Source organism: Spirillospora sp. NPDC029432, from assembly GCF_040703975.1.
In the GTDB taxonomy this organism is placed as follows: Bacteria; Actinomycetota; Actinomycetes; order Streptosporangiales; family Streptosporangiaceae; genus Spirillospora.
In genome coordinates this window covers 124,419-140,501 of the sequence record NZ_JBEZWH010000015.1, presented here as the reverse complement: position 1 = coordinate 140,501, position 16,083 = coordinate 124,419, and the positions used below count along the sequence as shown (strand labels likewise).

Genomic DNA, 16,083 nt, shown 5'->3' with positions numbered 1-16,083 from the left:
AACGGCCGGAGCGCCCGCCGCGAAGGGCCGGGGCGGCGCCCGCCGCTCACTGCCCGGGGGCGCAGGTGTCGCGGTGGTCGAGGGACGGCAGGTGGTGCCGCCACTCCCGCTCGGTCAGGCCGCCGCCGGTGCTCTCGCACACGGCGGCGATGTTGCGGGCGGGGGAGAGGTCGTGGGTGATGACGGTGCCGGCGTCGGCGACGCTCTGGAGGGCGCCGCCGTCCGGGGAGAAGGCGAGGGCGCGGATCTCGGACTGGTGGCCGGTCAGGGCGACCGCGTAGAAGCGGCCGGAGCGGACCTCCCACAGGCGGATCGTGCCGCCCGCGTCGCCGGTGGCCAGGAGCCTCCCGTCGGGCGAGAACGCCGCGGCCCGGACGTAGCGGCCGTGGCCGCGCAGGACCAGGCCGTTGGAGCGCAGCGTCCCGCCGTCCGCGAGGAGCACCTTCTGGTCGTCCTCGGCGCCTTCGGCCGCGGCGATCGTGCGCCCGTCCGGCGCGAGGGCGAGGGGCGTGCCGAGCGCCTGGTCGTTGGTCCGGGCGAGGACCCTGCCGGACGGGTACTCCACCAGGCCGGACCTGCCGTCGGCGAGGACCGCCTTGCCGTCGGCGCGGAAGAGGAGGCGCCTGCTGTGCGTGCTGGGCGCGGCCGGCACCGAGCGGATCCGCTTGAACGTCCGCAGGTCCCAGAACCGGAGCTCCTGCGCGGGGCCGCGCTTGACCAGCAGGGCCAGGCCGGCGCCGTCCGGTGACAGGGCCATGAGCCTGACGTCCTCGTCGAGGTGCGGCAGGACGATCGTGCGCAGGGCCGTGCCCTTGCGGGCGTCGGCGATGGTGATCGTGCGGGGGTCGATCCGCACGGCGAGCCTGCGGCCGTCCGGGCTGAGGGCGAGGCCGGTGTTCTCGCCGGTGGACAGGATGTCGCGGGGGAGGCCGAGCGCCCCGCCGGCGGGGCGCTGCCGGCGGACGTCCCAGAAGCGCACCTGGCGGCCCTGGACGTAGGCCATCGCGGAGGCGTCCGCGGAGATCGCCGCCTCCAGGGACATGCCGCCGTGCTGGATCGTCCGGGCGCCCAGGAACGGCCCGACGTCGAGCGAGGCCACCTGGCCGGTCGTCGGCTCGACGCAGCGCAGCGTGCGGTCGCCGACGAAGCGGGTCTGGGAGCAGCCGCTTCCGGAGGCGTACCGGACGACCGGCGGCAGGGCCCGCGTCATGCCGGGGCCTTGGCGTTCGAGGCGCCACATGGTGCGGCCCTGCGCGAGGAAGCGGCCGTCCCGGCTGAAGGCCACCGCGGCGTTGGACACCGCGGGTCCGAGCACGGCGAACGGCGCGTCGGCGCGCACGTCCCAGACCACGATCTCGGCGGGCCTTCCCGCACCGCCGGAGCGCACCACCGCGAGCAGCGCGCCGTCGGCGATCAGCTTCTGCGTGCCCGCGTAGCGTCCCTTGAGCTCGGCTTCGAGGCGGGGGAGCCGGGCGGCGGCTCCGGGCGTGCGGGCGAGGGCCACCCCGCCCTTCGCGGTGACGCTCGCGATCGTCCGGCCGTCGGCGGTGGCGGAGAGCGTCTCCAGGCCGTCCTGCTCGCGCCGCCCGCCCAGCGGGACCTGCCTGAGCGTCCGCAGGTCCCAGGCGGTGCGGGTCTCGCGGCCGTTCACCAGGAGGAGGGTGCCGGACGGGTTGAGGTCGATGCCGTGGAAGACCGTCTCCAGGCCCTCGCCGGCGGGCAGGCGGCCGCGCTCCTTCCCGGTCGCGGTGTCCCAGACGTGCGCGACGCCGTCGTTCGTCCACGTGATCAGGGTGCGGGCGTCGTCGGTGACCGCCACGTCGCGGATCCGCGGGCCCGGCACCGGGAAGGCGTGCAGCCTCCTGCGGGCGCCGACGTCCCAGACGGTGACCGAGGCGCCGGCCTCCTCGTCGCCCGGCGCCGGGTCCGCCACCGCCAGGACGCGGCCGTCCGGCGACGGCTCCCGCAGATGCGTCGTGCTCACGCCCGGCGGGGCGAACATGTCGCTCTCCCACTGGTAGCGCAGCGCGACCAGCGTCTCCCGCGTCTCCCGGGTGTCGGCCAGGGCGGCGGCCGCGACGGCGAGCCGCCGGGCGGTGCGCGGGTCGTTGCGGCGCATGGCCACGGCCAGGGCCGCCAGCCGCCGGGCCTCCGCCTCGTCGCGCTGGTCGGCCACGGTACGGCCCTGCTGGAAGACGAGCCCGCCCGCGCTGATCGTCAGGACGAGCAGCACGGCCAGGACGCCGGAGACCGCGGTGCGCAGCGTCGACCGGCGGCGGGCGGCGGCGCGGCCGGCGTCCAGGAACGCCTGCTCCAGCACGTTGACCGCCAGGTGGCGGCGGCCGCTGACGGCCCAGCTCAGCGCGCGGTCCAGCCGGGTCCCCTGGAAGAGGTCGCCGGTCTTGCGGCCGTGGCCGTCCCACAGCCGGATGCCGGCGACCAGTTCCTGGTGCTCGGCCAGGCCTGAACGTTCCGCGTCCGCCCAGTCCCGCAGGCGCGGCCAGGCGCGCAGCAGCGCCGCGGTGGCGAGGGTGAGGTGCCGCCCGTCCCAGGTGAGCAGCCCGGCCCGGCCGAACGCCCCCAGCACGGAGTCGATCACCTCGGCCGGCGTGCGCCCGTCGTCGAACTCCTCGCGCGCCGCCGGCCGGACGAGCTCGTCGCCCGCCGCCACCATCCGGAGCAGCACCTGCGGCACCGCCTGCCGCGCCGCCGGGTCCAGCCCCTCGAAGATCGCCTCGGCGCGCTCGCCCAGCGTGGGCGCGGCGGCCCGCGGCGTGCGCCCGGCGGCGGCCGCCCGCTCGCCCTGCCGCAGCAGATCGGCGTCCGGTGCCCCGCCGAGAAGGTCCAGCAGCAGCCGCGGCGCGTCCGGCCGCCGCCCGGGGTCCTTGGCCAGTGCCGCCGCGACGATGGGGCGGAGCCGCTCGGGCACCGCGGAGGTGTCCGGTTCGGTGGTCGTCACCGCGTGCATCAGCGAGGGCAGCGTGTCGCCGGCGAACGGGGCGTGCCCGGACGCGGCGAACAGGATCGTCGCGCCCCACGCCCACACGTCGACGGCGGGCCCCGGGTCCCGGCCCCGGAACACCTCCGGCGCCATGTACCGGGGCGTGCCCTTGACGCCGGTCGCGCTCTGCGACATGTCCTCGTGGCGGGCGATCCCGAAGTCGATGACGCGCGGCCCGTCCGGCCCGAGCAGCACGTTCGCCGGCTTGAGGTCGCGGTGGACGACGCCCGCCCGGTGGATGGTCGTGAGCGCGGTCGCGATCCCGACCGCCAGCCGGTACAGCTCGTCGGGCGCGTGCGCGCCGCCCTCCTCGACCGCCTGCTGGAGGGTGGGGCCGGCGACGTACTCGCTGACGACGTACGGGGGCGCCGACTCCAGGTCGGCGGCCAGCACCCGCGCCGTGCAGAACTGCGAGACGCGCCGGACCGCCTCCACCTCGCGGGCGAGCAGGTGGCGCTGCCGGAGCGAGTAGTCGCCGTGCAGGGCCTTGACCGCGACGCGCGTCCCGTCCGGGCCGTACGCCTCGTAGACCACTCCCTGCCCGCCCGCGCCCAGCCGGCCGGCGAGCCAGTAGTCACCGAGCCGCGCGGGCTCGCCGGGTGTCAGGGGGACTGGGGCCACGGCCGCCTCCTGGAGCTTGACAGACATGATCGTCTCTGGATGACGCGACCCGGTACCGCGATGTTCGAGCACCACCGGGACGGGGCCACATCCGGCCCCGTCCCGGGCAGCCGCCCCAGTGGCCCGCGCACGCGGATCCATTGGTGAGGCGGTGCGGGCGGTCCGGCCTTACGATCGCGGGATGGAACTGGCGCCTCGTACGGCACGTCCGGTCGATCTGCCGCTTCTGGTCGCGATCGAGGAGAGCGCGGACGGGATGTTCGGCCCGCTGGGGATCGAGTTCCCGGCCGGGCCGACGGTGATCGAGACGATGATCGAGAAGGGCGGCGGCGAGATCGTGGTGGCGGGGGACCCGCCGCTGGGGTTCGCGGCCGTGCAGGAGCTGGACGGGGCCGTCCACCTGGAGCAGATCGCCGTGCACGCGGACCGGGTGCGGCAGGGGATCGGCGCGCTGCTGCTGCGCGAGGTGCTGGAACGGGCCCGGCGCGCCGGGGCGCCCGGGGTCTCGCTGCTGACCTTCCAGGACGTCCCGTGGAACGCGCCCTGGTACGCGAAGCACGGCTTCGAGGTCCTGCCCGCGGAGCGCTGGGGACCGGGCCTGCGCGGCCACTGGGACGACGAGGTCGCGGCCGGCCTGCACGACCTGGGGCCGCGCGTCGTCATGTGGGCGCCCCTCGGCCAGGGCGGCGACGCGTAGGTGTGATCGGCACCGCGTTCCGGACGGCCGAGGACGAGTGATCTTGCGGCTAGGCTGGCCCGGGGCGGCACGACGAGGTCGTGCGAGGGTGCGGAATGGAATGGGTCGCGGAGACCGTCCGGACATTGGGGGATCTTTCGCTCGCGCCACTGCTGGCGGTCGCGTGGCTGCTGGCGTTCGCCGAGTCGGGGCTCGGGATTGGAACGCTCGTTCCCGGCGAGACGGCGGTGCTGGTGCTGGGCGCGTCGGCGGCGGAGCCGGTCCGGTTCGCGGCGATGCTGCTCGCGGTCGGGCTGGGCGTGACGGCGGGCGACCATGTCGGCTACCTGATCGGGCGCCGGTACGGGGAGGCCATGGGCCGGACGCGGATCGTGCGCAAGGCCGGGCAGCGGCACTGGGACCGGGCGATGGCGGTGCTGCGCCGGCGCGGCGCCGCCGCGGTGCTGCTCACCCGCCTGGTGCCGGTGGTGCGCACGCTCACGCCCGCCGCCGCCGGGGCCGCCGGGGTCCCGTACGCGCGCTTCCTGCCCGCCTCGCTGGCCGGTTCGCTGGTGTGGGCGGCCGTGTACGTGGGGATCGGCGCGTTCGCCGGCGCGTCGGCGGAGCGCATCGAGGCGCTGGTGGGCCGGGGCGGCCTCGCGGTCTTCGCGGCCGCGGCCTGCGCGGCCGCCGCGGTGGCGGTGCTCCGGAGGAGGCGGCGCCGTTCCGGAGTGCCCGCCGATGAGTGATGCGCCGAGCATCCCGCAGCCCACCGGAGGCCGTGGTCAGTGGTTCTTGAGATCCTGTAGCAACGAGCGCCAGGTGGCCGCGTGGAGGGCGAGGACGGGCCCGTCCGGGTTCTTGGAGTCTCGTACGGCCACGCGGGCCTTCCATTGTGCGACTTCGACGCACTCCGAAGTCTGCGCTTGGCTGTGAGTGCTGGTGCGCCAGGCGGCATTGGACAGTTCTGGTCCGCTCATGCGTCCGACATTATTCGCTGGATCAGGTCCCGGGAGCGCGTTTCGCTGAGGGCCGCCATTCGTATTCGGCGGAAGGCGTTCCGGTAGCGTTCGACGCTTGTGGAGTCGTCGAGCATCAGGCGTCCCGTGAGATAGGTGATCAGCACCGTGCTCAGCACACTGGGATCTCCGATGTCCAGCAGCCAGAAGGATTCGTTGACGCCCGGGTCGGCGGTCGAGGCGAACGGGAGGACCTGAATGGACAGTCGCTCCCGTTCCGACTCGTTGACCAGCCGTTGGAGCTGCGCCCGCATGACCGCAGGCCCGCCCCGTGCTCGACGCAAGGCGGCCTCATCCAGCACGAGCCGGATCTTGGGTGGGTCGGGCTGGTCAAGTATGCGCTGACGGGCCATCCGGAACGCGACGAACCGGTCCGCGCGTTCGGGCGGGATCTCGGGGACGTGCGCTCGCATGATGGCGAGTGCGTAGTCCTCGATCTGAAGGAGTCCGGGGATGAAGCCGGTCTCGATCGCGTCCAGGGCCGAGGCGTCGCGCTCCAACGAGGCGTAGTCGCAGTCGGAGCGGGATGCGATGTCCTTGAAGGCGCACCACCACCCTGACCGGTGCTCTTGTTCGGCGAGCGTCATCAGGGCTTTGTGCAGGTTCGCGTCAACGCCATAGGCATCGAGGATGAACCCGAGGTCGCGGAGGCGCAGTGACTGCAGGCCGTTCTCGATCAGGCTCAGTGAGGAGCCCGAGCGTTCGAGGCGGCGGCCCGCTGCCTGGAGGGTATAGCCCGAGTCTTCGCGTACTTGGCGAAGTGCTCGGCCTATCCGGCGGAGGCGAGCGGATGACGGGGGGTCTTCCGGCATGTGTTCATACTGTCACGCTTAGTAGCTGGAGGAGATGGGATCCGCTGGAGACTCAAAATCCAGTGGCTGGACGTCGCGAGGCATGTCGAATGCCTGGTGGGGGCCGCGCAGTGCGATGAATCTGGGTGCGTGACGGTCCGGTGGAAGGGGATCTGATGGCGCCGAGTGAGATGCGGTATTCGCTCCTGGCGGGGCTGGCGTGGCGGTTGTGGACGGTCTCGCTGAGCTGCCGGCTGGACTTCCCGCAAGGGACGCAGCCGGTGCTGTTCGTACGGTGCGGGAACGCGCGATGGGAGCCGGTCCTCGCCGTCGAGCGCGGCCGGGCATGGCTGCTGCTGTGGCGGCGGGCGGAGCTGAACGCGGCCCGGCTGGACGAGGCGGCGCTGCGGATCGCGGCGGGGGCCGGCGCGTGAGCGCGACGCTGGACGGGGCCCTGTGCGTGACGCTGCCGGGCCTGGAGCGTTCGGCCGTGGAGGCCCGGGCGTTCGTACGGGACGTGCTGGGGGAGGGGCATCCCCTGCTCGATGACGTCCGCACGTGCGTGAACGAGGCGTTCACCAACGCGGTGGAGCACACCGCTTCGGGGCGGGGCGGGCGGGTGTCCGTCCGTCTCGCGGTGGCGGGCGGGGCGCTGGTCGCGGAAGTGGGTGACGACGGGGCTGGGGGCGCGCGGCCCCGGCTGCGGGACGACCCGATGGGCGAGGACGGGCGGGGCATGCGGATCATTGATGCGCTCGCCTCGGGCTGGGGCGTGCGTGTGGAGGGCGGCCGGTGCGTGGTGTGGATGCGTTTCGTCCAGTCGTCCCGCGTGAGGCCCGCCCGGAGTGAAGGGCGGTCAGGTGGGTGCCGCTCGGCGCCTCCGGAGGCGGCGGCGGAGCCGCAGCAGCCGGTACGCGGCGTACGCCAGCACGGCCAGCCCCGCCAGCGCGACCAGCGGCGCCAGTACGGCGAGCAGGCTCATGCCGAGGGAGATGGCGTCCTCGACCGTGCTGGCCACGGGCGCGCCGGTGCCGAGCGTTCCGGCGTTGACGACCGGGCGCACGGACGCCTTGGCGAGGTGGAACAGCAGGGCGACCGCGATGCCGGCGATCCAGCCGAGCCACGGGGTCTGCTCCTCCAGGCGGGCGGCGGCCTCGGTGGCGGCGAACGCGGCGCCGCCGGAGGCGGGGCGGATCGCGGTCTGGATCGCGTCGTTGACGGTGTCGACGGCGGGGATCTTGTCCAGGACGATCTCGGCGGCCAGCAGGACGGCGAGCAGGGCCAGCGTGCGGCCGTCGGCGAGCCAGCCGAACTCGGCGGGCAGCCGGACGAGGTCGGTGTGGCGGTCGAGGAGGCCGACCACCAGGAGGGGGATGTAGGCGTTCAGGCCGGCCGCGGCCGACAGGCCGAGGCCGGTCAGTGCGGCGAGCATGGCCCTCCCGGACTAGCGTGTCGCTCCAGGATCCACCACCGGCGGGCCCGCCGGGTGCGGTTCTTAATAATCTACAATGTAAAGGCGGGAACCCGCGAGGCGCCGGAGGCGTCTGGACAGGGCGAGGGGAGGCAACGGATGCGCATCGGTGCACGCGGCCGGTCCGTCGCGATCCTGGTCGGGCTGCTCCTGGTCGCGATCACTCCGCTGGTGGCGCTGCCGGCGGTGCGGTGCGAGGTCTTCGGGATCGGCTGCCCCGAGCCGGTGAAGGCGGCGCACGCCGACCCGGCGAGGACGCGCGAGCGCCAGCCGATCAGCCCGATCGAGGCGGCCACCGGGGGAGCGTACGTGGCGCTGGGCGACTCGTACTCGTCGGGCCTGGGCGCCGAGGCGACCGCCGCCGACCACAACCCGCTGGCCCGCTGCCAGCGGACGTCCAAGGCGTACTACCACCAGGTCGCCAAGGCCTACCCGTTCAAGGCCACGGCGTTCTGGGCGTGCTCGGGGGCGACCACGCGGACGGTGCAGACCGGCAAGTCCGGCGAGCCGTCCCAGCTGACCCGCATCGACGCGAACACCACCCTGATCACGATCAGCGTGGGCGGCAACGACGTGGGCTTCTCCAAGATCCTGGCGGGCTGCGTGGTCAAGCTGCCGTGGAGCAAGAGCTGCTCGGAGCAGGGCGGGGACGTCGCCCAGCGGATGGCAGAGCTGCGCACCACGCTCCCCGACCTCTACCGGAAGATCGCCGAGAAGGCGCCGAAGGCGCGCCTGATCGTGATGGGGTACCCGCGGGCGTTCTCCGAGACCGACGGCGCGGGCGGCGACAACATCAGCGTCGCCGACCAGCAGTGGCTGAACGCGCGGCACCGGGAGCTGAACGAGCTCATCCGGCAGACGGTGGCCGAGGCCGACCAGCGCGTCGCGGCGACCGGCGGTGCGGGCAGCGTCGAGTTCGTCGACGCCTACAGCGCGTTCGCCGGGCATGAGGTGGGCAGCCCGGACCCGTACATGAACGGCCTGGCGGTGAGCGTGTCGCAGCTGGCGGCCGAGCCGCGCAGCTTCCACCCGACGGTCCGCGGCCACGAGGCGCTGGCCCGCCTGTTCACCGACCAGATCCGCAAGGGCCCGGGCCGCCCCCTCAACCAGTTCTACTGAGCCGCTCTCACTGGGAGATGGTGTTGAGGCGGTCGAGGGCGTCGGCGAACTCCTCGACCATGTCGTAGACGACCTGGCGGGCCGGCTTGACGGTGTTCATCTGGCCGACGACCTGGCCGACGTAGTAGTTGGCGAGCTGCCGGGCGCCGGGGTTGCCGGACTGGGCGATCTTGTCGATCTGGGCCATGGCGCCGTGCGCGATGATCATCTGGAGCGGCATGCCGAGCGGGCCGGGGCTGTCCGGGCCGTCCCACTCGTCGGTCCAGGCGGAGCGGAGCTGGCGGGCGGGCTTGCCGGTCCGGGAGCGGGACCGGACGGTGTCGCGCGACGTTGCGGCGAGCAGCTTCTCCTTGACGGGCGGCGGGGTCTCGGCCTCCTCGGTGGTGAGCCAGACCGAGCCGCACCAGACGCCGGAGGCGCCGAGGGCGAGGGCGGCGGCCATCTGGCGGCCGGTGCCGATGCCGCCGGCGGCCAGTACGGGGACGGGGGCGACGGTGTCGACGACCTCGGGGACCAGGACCATGGTGGAGATCTCGCCGGTGTGGCCGCCGGCCTCGCCGCCCTGGGCGACGATCAGGTCGACTCCGGCGGCGACCTGGCGGCGGGCGTGCTCGGCGGTGCCGACGAGGGCGGCGACGGGGACGCCGGCGGACTTGGCCTTGTCGACCATGAGCGGCGGCGGGGTGCCGAGGGCGCTGGCGATCAGGCGGATCGGGTGCGCCAGCGACACCTCGATCAGCTCGGTGGCGCCCTCCTTGGTGACCTGCATGCCGCCGCGGGAGCGGCTCTTGCGGGCGCGGTCCAGGTCCGGCGGCGGGATGTCGTACTTCTCGAAGAGGCTCTGGAGGAACGTCCAGTGCTCGGCGGGGACGGCGGCGAGCATGGTGTCGAGGCCGCCCCCCTCGCGGCCGGCGCGCTCGGCGGACTCGTCGATCTTGCCGGGGACGAGGACGTCGACGCCGTACGGGCGGCCGCCGACGTGGTCGTCGATCCAGCGCAGTTCCTCTTCGAGGCGTTCGGGGGAGTAGGCGACGGCGCCGAGGACGCCCATGCCGCCGGCGTTGGTGACGGCGGCGACGACGTCGCGGCAGTGGCTGAACGCCAGCAGCGGGAACTCGATGCCGAACATGTCGCAGATGTCGGTTCGCATGGCTTCAGGCTCCCTTGAACAGCACGTAGGACTCGCCCTCGTCCGGGTGGACGAACGTGGCGCGGAGGGGGAGGCCCTCGCGCAGGCCGGCGGTGTCGAGGCCGTCCAGCCGGGCGTGCAGCCAGGGTCCTTCGGCCAGTTCGACGAGGGCGAGGGTGGCGGGCTCGCCGGTGCGGGCGTGGGCGACGGTCCATGTGATGAGGGTGGCGGTGCCTTCGGCGTCGGCCCAGGTGAGGTCCTCGCTGCCGCATTCGGGGCAGGCGGTCTGGTCGGGCGCGTACCAGCGGTCGCAGGGCTCGCAGCGCCGGACGACCAGCTTGTCCGCGGCGGTGCCGTCGAAGAACGGGTCGGTGCGGCCGTCGCGGCGCAGGATGCCGATCTCCATGCTCAGGCCCCCTTCGGGTGCGGGCTGACGATCATCGTGGAGTGGTGGTCGAGGATGCCGCCGTTGCCGCTGACGAGGATGACGTCGTTGCGGTCGGCCTGGCGGTCGCCGCCGTCGCCGCGGGCCTGGATGACGGCCTCCGACAGCGGTGTCATGCCCCACATGTAGTACGCCGACAGCTGCCCGCCGCCGGTGTTGGTGGGGAGGGCGCCGCCGGGGCCGAGGGCGCCGGACGCGGCGAACGGGCCGCCCTCGCCCTTGGCGCAGAAGCCGTAGTCCTCCAGCGTGACCAGGACGGTGTAGGTGTAGCAGTCGTACAGCTGGGCCTGGCTGATGTCGGCGGGGGTGACGCCGGCCATCTTCATCGCGATGGGCCCGGAGGTGAGCGCGCCGGTGGTGAGGCCGAACTCGCTGCCGCGCTCCTTGCGGTGCCCGGGGTGGCCCTGGCCCCAGCCCCACAGGTGGACGGGCGGCCGGGCGAGGTCGCGGGCGCGGTCGGCGGAGGTGATGACGACCGCGATGGCGCCGTTGGAGACCAGGCAGCAGTCGAGCAGGTGGAGCGGTTCGGCGACCCAGCGGGACGCCTGGTGGTCGGCGAGCGTGATCGGGTCGCGCATCTGGGCGAGGGGATTGCGGGTGGCCCAGTCGCGGGTGCTGACCGCGATGGCGCCGAGCTGCTCGCCGGTGGTGCCGTACCGGTTCATGTGCCGCTGGGCGGCGAGGGCGTAGAACGCGTTGACGCTGCGCAGGCCGAGCGCGGCGGTCATGCCGCCGAAGCCGTACCATTCGCGGGCGTCGCGGTGGTACGCCGAGCCCGAGGACTGCTTCGGTTTGAGCGGGGCGTCGGAGAAGACGCAGGCCACGGTGGTGGCGGCGCCGCTGAGGACGGACATCGCGGCGTAGGAGACCATGGCGCCCGCGGTGGCGCCGTAGGAGTTCATCTGACTGAGCAGGCGCAGGTCGCGCAGGCCGAGCGTGTCGGCGACCTCGATGCCGGGGGAGCCGCCGAGGCCGTGGCTGACGAGCAGCCCGTCCAGGTCGCCGAGCGCGAGTCCGGCGTCGGCGACCGCGAGCCGTACCGCGTCGGCCGCCAGCCGCCGGGGGCTGCGCCCGTACACCTTGCCCAGCTCGGTCATGCCGAGTCCCGCGATGGCCGTGCCGTCAACCATGGGTCACCGCCGTGCCTCCTTCGTGTCGTTGCCCACCGCCACCGTACCGAATGACGTTCTATTTAACATCGACAGGTATGAAGTGCTCGTTTGGACATGTTGTCGCCGGTGCTGTAGCAACGATCGTGTGACATCCAGTGACAGGCCCGCCCCCGCGTCCCGCGACGACCGGCCGGCGCCGGCCGCCCCCGCCTCCGGGCTGGCGGGACGCGACTTCCTGCTCCTGCTGGCCGGCACGCTCGGGATGTTCTCCAACCACGCCGTCCTGCTGTCGGTGGTGCCGCTGTTCTCGGTCGGCGGCGGCGCCGGCCACGGCGGCGCGGGCGCGGCGACCGCGACGTTCATGGCCGCCACCGTCCTCGTCCAGCTCGGGATGGGGCGGCTGACCCGCCGGTTCGGCGCGCGCCCGCTGCTGGTCGCCGGGGCGTTGCTGCTGGGCGTGCCGGCGTTCGGGTACGCCGCGTCGGCCGCGCTGCCGTGGGTGCTGGCCGTGTCGGCGGTACGCGGCGCGGGCTTCGGGATCGTCACGGTCGCGGGCGCGGCGCTGGTGGCGGCGCTCGTCGCGCCCGACCGCCGCGGCCGCGCCCTCGGCCTGTACGGCCTGACCATCGGCCTGCCGCAGGTGCTGGTGCTCCCGGCGGGCCTGTGGGCGGCCGGACGGTACGGCTTCGTCCCGGTCTTCGTGGCGGCCGGGATCGTCAGCGTCCTCGCCGTCCCGCTGGCCGCGGCGATGTCCCGCCACCCGGCCCTGGCCCCGGACCGCACACCGCGCCCGCGCGGCCCCCGGACGGCGCCGTCCGCGCGGAGCGCGAGGCGGGCGGCGCGCCGGTACGCCGGGCCCTGGACGTCGCTGTTCGTCTCCTCCTGCGCGTTCGGCGGCGTCGCCTCGTTCCTGCCGCTCGCCCTGGACGCCGCCACGGCGGCGGTCGCGCTGCTCGCGCTGTCGGCGGCGATCATCGCCGGGCGGTGGACGGCGGGCGTGTGGAGCGACCGCGCGGGCGCCGGGCGGCTGGCCGGGCCCGGTGTCGTCGCCGGCGGGCTGGGGATGGCGGGGCTGGCGGCGGCGGCCGCCGCGGACGGCACCGGCGCGGCGGTCACCGCGGTCGCCGCGGCGACGCTCTACGGCCTGGGATTCGGCCTGGTCCAGAACGACACGCTGGTGGTGATGTTCCAGCGCTCCGGGCCGGCCGGGCACGGCTCGGCGAGCGCCGCGTGGAACATCGCCTTCGACGCCGGCACCGGCGCGGGCGGGGCCGTGATCGGGCTGCTGTCCGGCGCCCTCGGCATCTCCGTCTCGTTCGCCGCGGCCGCCGCCGGGATGGCCGCGGCGCTCCCGCTCGCCTGGCTGGACGCCCGCCGCGGGCGGGTGGGACCGCCCGCGCCCCGGGGCGACGGAGGCGCGGGCGGTCCCATGGCGGCTTCCTAGCCGGCCGGGCCTCCTAGGAGGCCAGGACCGCCTGGAGGAAGTCGCGCGTGCGCTGCTCGGACGGCTCGCCGAAGATCTGCTCCGGCGGGCCCTCCTCGACGATCTGCCCCTGGTCGAACATCAGGACCCGGTCGGAGATGTCCTTCGCGAAGTGCATCTCGTGGGTCACGCACAGGATCGTCAGGTCGCTCTCGCGGGCGATGTCGCGCAGCAGGTCCTGGACGCCGACGACGAGCTCGGGGTCCAGCGCCGAGGTGACCTCGTCCAGCAGCAGCACCCGGGGCTCCATCGCCCGGGCGATCGCCACCCGCTGCTGCTGGCCGCCCGACAGCTGGGTCGGATGGGCGTTCTCCTTGTCGCCCAGCCCGACCAGGTCCAGCAGCTCCCGGGCCTTCTCGGCGGCCTCGTCCTTGGACTTGCCGAGCACGTGCACGGGCCCTTCGGTGAGGTTGCGCAGCACGTTCATGTTGGGGAACAGGTTGAACTGCTGGAACACCATCCCGACCTGCTTGCGCATCTCGTGCAGGTGCTTCTCGTTGGCCGGGACGAGCTTCCCGCCCTTGTCCATGTGCGACAGCGGCCGGTCGCCGACCCGGATCACCCCGCTGTTGAGCCTCTCCAGCGTCATCAGCAGCCGCAGGATCGTGGTCTTGCCCGAGCCGCTGGGCCCGATCAGGGTCACCCGCTCGCCCGGGGCGACCGTGAAGTCCAGCTCGCGCAGGACCACGTTCGACCCGAACCGCTTGACGACCTTCTCGAAGACGATGCCCGGCGCGGTGCTCTCGCCCTTCTTGAGCGGTACGGCGGAGGACTTGGCCTCGCCCTTCGGCTTCCCCTTGGAGACGGGGACCTCGGGCGAGGAGTCCTCGGGTGTGGTGTCAGTAGGTGGCATAGCGCCTCTCCAGGCGACGGACGAGGATCGAGGACACGACGCTGACGACGACGAACAGCAGTCCCACGACCGTGATCGGCTCAAGGAACTTCAGCGTCTCCGCGCCGATGTGGTACGCGGCGCCCAGCATCTCCGCGACGTTGATCGCCAGCAGCAGCGGCGAGTCCTTGAACATGGCGATGAGGTAGTTGCCGAGCGTCGGCACGACCTTGCGGACGGCCTGCGGCAGGATCACGTCCAGCCAGACCCGGCTCTTGGGCAGGTTGAGCGCGACCGTCGCCTCCCACTGCCCGCGGGGGACGTCGGCGATCCCGGCCCGGTACACCTCCGAGGTGTAGGCCGAGTAGTGCAGGCCCAGCCCGATGATCCCCGCGGTGAGCGGGCCCAGGGTGAGCCCGAACGAGGGGAACACGTAGAAGATGAAGAACAGCTGCACCAGCAGCGGCGTGCTGCGGATGAACTCCACGACCCAGCGGGTGGTCTGGCTGACCAGCGTGATCGGCGACCGGCGCAGCAGCGTCCACACCAGGCCGAGCACCAGCGCGAGCAGGTAGCCGAGCACGGTGGCGACGATCGTGACGCGCAGCCCGTTCAGCAGGTCGGGCAGGATCTCCCCGGTGTAGGTCCAGTCCCAGGTCATCAGCCCGTCACCCCCGCCCCGGTGCCGGCCGTGGCCGGTACCGCCTTGGCGCTGGGCCGGCGGCCGAGCATGCGGTCAACGCGCCGCTCGGCGTACCGCACCAGCAGCTGCAGCAGCTGCGCGATCACGAAGTAGATCACCAGGATCGCGACGTAGGTCCACAGCGTCTCGCCGGTGGAGGACTGGATCTGCTTGGCCCGGAACGTCAGATCGCCGATGGTGATCAGCGAGACGATCGCGCTGCCCTTCATCAGCTCGATCAGCAGGTTGCCGAACGGCGGCAGCATCAGCGCGACCGCCTGCGGCAGCAGCACCCGCCGCATCCGCTGGACCGGCGTGAAGTTCAGCGCGATCGTGGCCTCGTGCTGCGCCTTCGGCACCGCGTTGATCGAGCCCCGGACGACCTCGGCGCCGTACGCGCCGACGTTGAGCCCGAGCGCGAGCACCGCGGCGGCCATCGGGGTGAAGCGGAGGCCGATCAGCGGCAGCGCGTAGAAGAACCAGTACATCAGCACCAGGGTGGCCGTGCCGCGGAAGAACTCCACGTAGACGCGGTTGAGAACGCGCACGGCACGGTTCCGCGAGGTCCCGGCCAGGCCGAAGACCAGCGCGAGCACCAGGGCCAGCGCACTCCCGTACACCGTGAGCTGGACGGTGATCCACGCGCCCTGGAGCAGCTGCTGGTAGCTGTCGAGGACTTCGCCCACGGGTCAGACCGCGCAGAACTTCGCCGCCGTGTCACCGGCGCCGGGCAGCTCGGCCTGGCTGAAGCCGAACGGCTGGATGATCGGCAGCAGCTTGTTCTGCTGCTTGAACTCGGTGAGCTTGTCGTTGAAGGCCTTGAGCAGGTCGGTGTCGGCCTTGCGGAACGCGAAGCCGCCCGCGCCGAACTGCTCCTTGCCGTCGATGACCGGGACGAACGCCTCGGTGACCTCGTACGGCTCGCCCTGGTGCTTGGACAGCAGGTCGACCAGGGAGATGCGGGTCAGCGCGATCGCGTCGATCCGCTCGGCCTTGAGGCCCTCGTACGCGCTCGGCTGGTCCGCGAAGGTCTTGATCTGGCCCTTGGGAACGCCCAGCTTCTCGGCGTAGCCGCCCTCCACCGCTCCCGTCAGCACGCCGATGTTGGCCTTGGTCTTGGTGACGTCCTCGAACTTCAGGATCTTCTTGGGGTTGCCCTTGGGCACCATGAACGCGGTCTTGGCCACGTAGTCCGGGTCGGAGAACGCGACCTCGGCGCAGCGCTCCTTGTTGATGAACATGCCGGCCGCGATCACGTCGAACCGCTTGGCCTTCAGCCCGCCGATCAGCCCGCCGAAGTCGACCTGGACGCCCTCGACGTTGTTGATCCCGAGCTCCTTGAAGATGGCCCGCGCCAGCTCCGGTGCCTCGCCGGTGAGCTTGCCGGACTTGTCGGTGAAGCCGTACGGGGCCTCGTTGGCGAAGCCCACCCGGATCTTGCCCTCCTGCTTGGCCTTGGCCAGCGTGCCGCCGCCCGCCTTCTCGGCCTCCGGGTCGGTCGTCGTGCAGCCGGCCGCGGCGAGCGGGATCGCCCCCGCGAGCAGGGTCGCGGTACGCAGGAAGTGGCGTCTCGAGGAAGTCATCTTTGATCTCCTGTGTAATGGCGGCGACCGCCGGGGGCCGGTAATCGGCCCCCGGCGGTCGCGCGCCCGATGGGTCGGGGACGCGGGGATCGGGAACGGTCGGAGTCGAATGGTCGGAG

General features: G+C 73.2%; 16 protein-coding genes and 1 pseudogene. 6 read left to right on the top strand and 11 right to left on the bottom strand.

Features of this window, described 5'->3' with window-relative positions; genetic code table 11:
• Window positions 1-46 precede the first annotated feature (46 nt).
• Window positions 47-3,622 carry a WD40 repeat domain-containing serine/threonine-protein kinase gene (locus AB0881_RS15185; RefSeq protein ID WP_366617406.1) on the bottom strand — a complete coding sequence of 1,192 codons (3,576 nt, stop codon included), beginning with the start codon at window positions 3,620-3,622 and terminating at the stop codon, window positions 47-49.
• 181 nt (window positions 3,623-3,803) lie between these two features.
• On the opposite strand from AB0881_RS15185, the gene AB0881_RS15180 reads away from it, so the two are divergent.
• A complete protein-coding gene (locus AB0881_RS15180) occupies window positions 3,804-4,319 on the top strand; it encodes a GNAT family N-acetyltransferase (RefSeq protein WP_366617405.1) in 516 nt (171 codons plus the stop codon).
• 95 nt (window positions 4,320-4,414) lie between these two features.
• The gene (locus AB0881_RS15175) at window positions 4,415-5,047 is read left to right on the top strand and encodes a DedA family protein (protein ID WP_366617403.1); all 633 of its coding nucleotides are present in this window, start codon (window positions 4,415-4,417) and stop codon (window positions 5,045-5,047) included.
• A gap of 36 nt (window positions 5,048-5,083) precedes the next feature.
• Here the strand turns inward: AB0881_RS15175 and AB0881_RS15170 are convergent, their stop codons facing one another.
• Window positions 5,084-5,278 (bottom strand): DUF397 domain-containing protein, encoded by a 195-nt coding sequence (locus AB0881_RS15170; protein WP_366617401.1) that lies wholly within the window; start codon window positions 5,276-5,278, stop codon window positions 5,084-5,086.
• Window positions 5,275-6,129 carry a helix-turn-helix transcriptional regulator gene (locus tag AB0881_RS15165; protein WP_366617399.1) on the bottom strand — a complete coding sequence of 285 codons (855 nt, stop codon included), beginning with the start codon at window positions 6,127-6,129 and terminating at the stop codon, window positions 5,275-5,277. Before AB0881_RS15165 ends, AB0881_RS15170 begins: the two co-directional genes overlap by 4 nt.
• A gap of 155 nt (window positions 6,130-6,284) precedes the next feature.
• Here AB0881_RS15165 and AB0881_RS15160 point away from each other — a divergent pair, with 155 nt between their 5' ends.
• The gene (locus AB0881_RS15160; RefSeq protein WP_366617397.1) at window positions 6,285-6,542 is read left to right on the top strand and encodes a hypothetical protein; all 258 of its coding nucleotides are present in this window, start codon (window positions 6,285-6,287) and stop codon (window positions 6,540-6,542) included.
• A pseudogene (locus AB0881_RS15155) lies at window positions 6,455-6,859 on the top strand (ATP-binding protein); the annotation flags it as partial. The gene AB0881_RS15160 and the pseudogene AB0881_RS15155, both read left to right, overlap by 88 nt.
• A gap of 105 nt (window positions 6,860-6,964) precedes the next feature.
• On the opposite strand, the gene AB0881_RS15150 reads toward AB0881_RS15155, so the two are convergent.
• Window positions 6,965-7,540 (bottom strand): DUF4126 domain-containing protein, encoded by a 576-nt coding sequence (locus AB0881_RS15150; RefSeq protein ID WP_366617440.1) that lies wholly within the window; start codon window positions 7,538-7,540, stop codon window positions 6,965-6,967.
• Between the two features lie 138 nt (window positions 7,541-7,678).
• On the opposite strand from AB0881_RS15150, the gene AB0881_RS15145 reads away from it, so the two are divergent.
• Window positions 7,679-8,698: an SGNH/GDSL hydrolase family protein gene (locus AB0881_RS15145; RefSeq protein ID WP_366617439.1), complete on the top strand. Its 1,020-nt coding sequence runs from the start codon at window positions 7,679-7,681 to the stop codon at window positions 8,696-8,698.
• A gap of 7 nt (window positions 8,699-8,705) precedes the next feature.
• Here the strand turns inward: AB0881_RS15145 and AB0881_RS15140 are convergent, their stop codons facing one another.
• From AB0881_RS15140 to AB0881_RS15130, 3 genes are read right to left on the bottom strand one after another with little or no spacing between them, the layout of a single operon-like run.
• Window positions 8,706-9,848: a nitronate monooxygenase gene (locus AB0881_RS15140; protein ID WP_366617396.1), complete on the bottom strand. Its 1,143-nt coding sequence runs from the start codon at window positions 9,846-9,848 to the stop codon at window positions 8,706-8,708.
• A gap of 4 nt (window positions 9,849-9,852) precedes the next feature.
• On the bottom strand, window positions 9,853-10,233 hold the full coding sequence (locus AB0881_RS15135) for an OB-fold domain-containing protein (protein ID WP_366617394.1): 381 nt from the start codon (window positions 10,231-10,233) through the stop codon (window positions 9,853-9,855).
• A gap of 2 nt (window positions 10,234-10,235) precedes the next feature.
• The gene (locus tag AB0881_RS15130) at window positions 10,236-11,402 is read right to left on the bottom strand and encodes a thiolase family protein (protein ID WP_366617392.1); all 1,167 of its coding nucleotides are present in this window, start codon (window positions 11,400-11,402) and stop codon (window positions 10,236-10,238) included.
• 127 nt (window positions 11,403-11,529) lie between these two features.
• On the opposite strand from AB0881_RS15130, the gene AB0881_RS15125 reads away from it, so the two are divergent.
• The gene (locus AB0881_RS15125) at window positions 11,530-12,828 is read left to right on the top strand and encodes an MFS transporter (RefSeq protein WP_366617391.1); all 1,299 of its coding nucleotides are present in this window, start codon (window positions 11,530-11,532) and stop codon (window positions 12,826-12,828) included.
• A gap of 13 nt (window positions 12,829-12,841) precedes the next feature.
• On the opposite strand, the gene ehuA is transcribed toward AB0881_RS15125, so the two are convergent.
• Genes ehuA through ehuB form a run of 4 tightly spaced genes read right to left on the bottom strand, consistent with a single transcriptional unit; the run spans window position 12,842 to window position 15,964 of the window.
• Window positions 12,842-13,720, bottom strand: a complete 879-nt coding sequence (gene ehuA, locus AB0881_RS15120; protein ID WP_366617389.1) for an ectoine/hydroxyectoine ABC transporter ATP-binding protein EhuA — start codon at window positions 13,718-13,720, stop codon at window positions 12,842-12,844.
• The gene (gene ehuD / locus AB0881_RS15115) at window positions 13,707-14,360 is read right to left on the bottom strand and encodes an ectoine/hydroxyectoine ABC transporter permease subunit EhuD (RefSeq protein ID WP_366617388.1); all 654 of its coding nucleotides are present in this window, start codon (window positions 14,358-14,360) and stop codon (window positions 13,707-13,709) included. Before ehuD ends, ehuA begins: the two co-directional genes overlap by 14 nt.
• Entirely contained in the window at window positions 14,360-15,067 is a 708-nt protein-coding gene (gene ehuC / locus AB0881_RS15110) for an ectoine/hydroxyectoine ABC transporter permease subunit EhuC (protein ID WP_366617387.1), read from the bottom strand. The genes ehuD and ehuC overlap by 1 nt, the downstream gene beginning before the upstream one ends.
• 3 nt (window positions 15,068-15,070) lie before the next feature.
• Window positions 15,071-15,964 (bottom strand): ectoine/hydroxyectoine ABC transporter substrate-binding protein EhuB, encoded by an 894-nt coding sequence (gene ehuB / locus AB0881_RS15105; RefSeq protein ID WP_366617386.1) that lies wholly within the window; start codon window positions 15,962-15,964, stop codon window positions 15,071-15,073.
• Window positions 15,965-16,083 lie beyond the last annotated feature (119 nt).

Coding starts and splice junctions, on each gene's coding strand:
- AB0881_RS15180 (WP_366617405.1), top strand. CDS start 3,804: ATGGAACTGGCGCCTCGTACGGCACGTCCGGTCGATCTGCCGCTTCTG.
- AB0881_RS15175 (WP_366617403.1), top strand. CDS start 4,415: ATGGAATGGGTCGCGGAGACCGTCCGGACATTGGGGGATCTTTCGCTC.
- AB0881_RS15170 (WP_366617401.1), bottom strand. CDS start 5,278: ATGAGCGGACCAGAACTGTCCAATGCCGCCTGGCGCACCAGCACTCAC.
- AB0881_RS15165 (WP_366617399.1), bottom strand. CDS start 6,129: ATGCCGGAAGACCCCCCGTCATCCGCTCGCCTCCGCCGGATAGGCCGA.
- AB0881_RS15160 (WP_366617397.1), top strand. CDS start 6,285: ATGGCGCCGAGTGAGATGCGGTATTCGCTCCTGGCGGGGCTGGCGTGG.
- AB0881_RS15150 (WP_366617440.1), bottom strand. CDS start 7,540: ATGCTCGCCGCACTGACCGGCCTCGGCCTGTCGGCCGCGGCCGGCCTG.
- AB0881_RS15145 (WP_366617439.1), top strand. CDS start 7,679: ATGCGCATCGGTGCACGCGGCCGGTCCGTCGCGATCCTGGTCGGGCTG.
- AB0881_RS15140 (WP_366617396.1), bottom strand. CDS start 9,848: ATGCGAACCGACATCTGCGACATGTTCGGCATCGAGTTCCCGCTGCTG.
- AB0881_RS15135 (WP_366617394.1), bottom strand. CDS start 10,233: ATGGAGATCGGCATCCTGCGCCGCGACGGCCGCACCGACCCGTTCTTC.
- AB0881_RS15130 (WP_366617392.1), bottom strand. CDS start 11,402: ATGGTTGACGGCACGGCCATCGCGGGACTCGGCATGACCGAGCTGGGC.
- ehuA (WP_366617389.1), bottom strand. CDS start 13,720: ATGCCACCTACTGACACCACACCCGAGGACTCCTCGCCCGAGGTCCCC.
- ehuD (WP_366617388.1), bottom strand. CDS start 14,360: ATGACCTGGGACTGGACCTACACCGGGGAGATCCTGCCCGACCTGCTG.
- ehuB (WP_366617386.1), bottom strand. CDS start 15,964: ATGACTTCCTCGAGACGCCACTTCCTGCGTACCGCGACCCTGCTCGCG.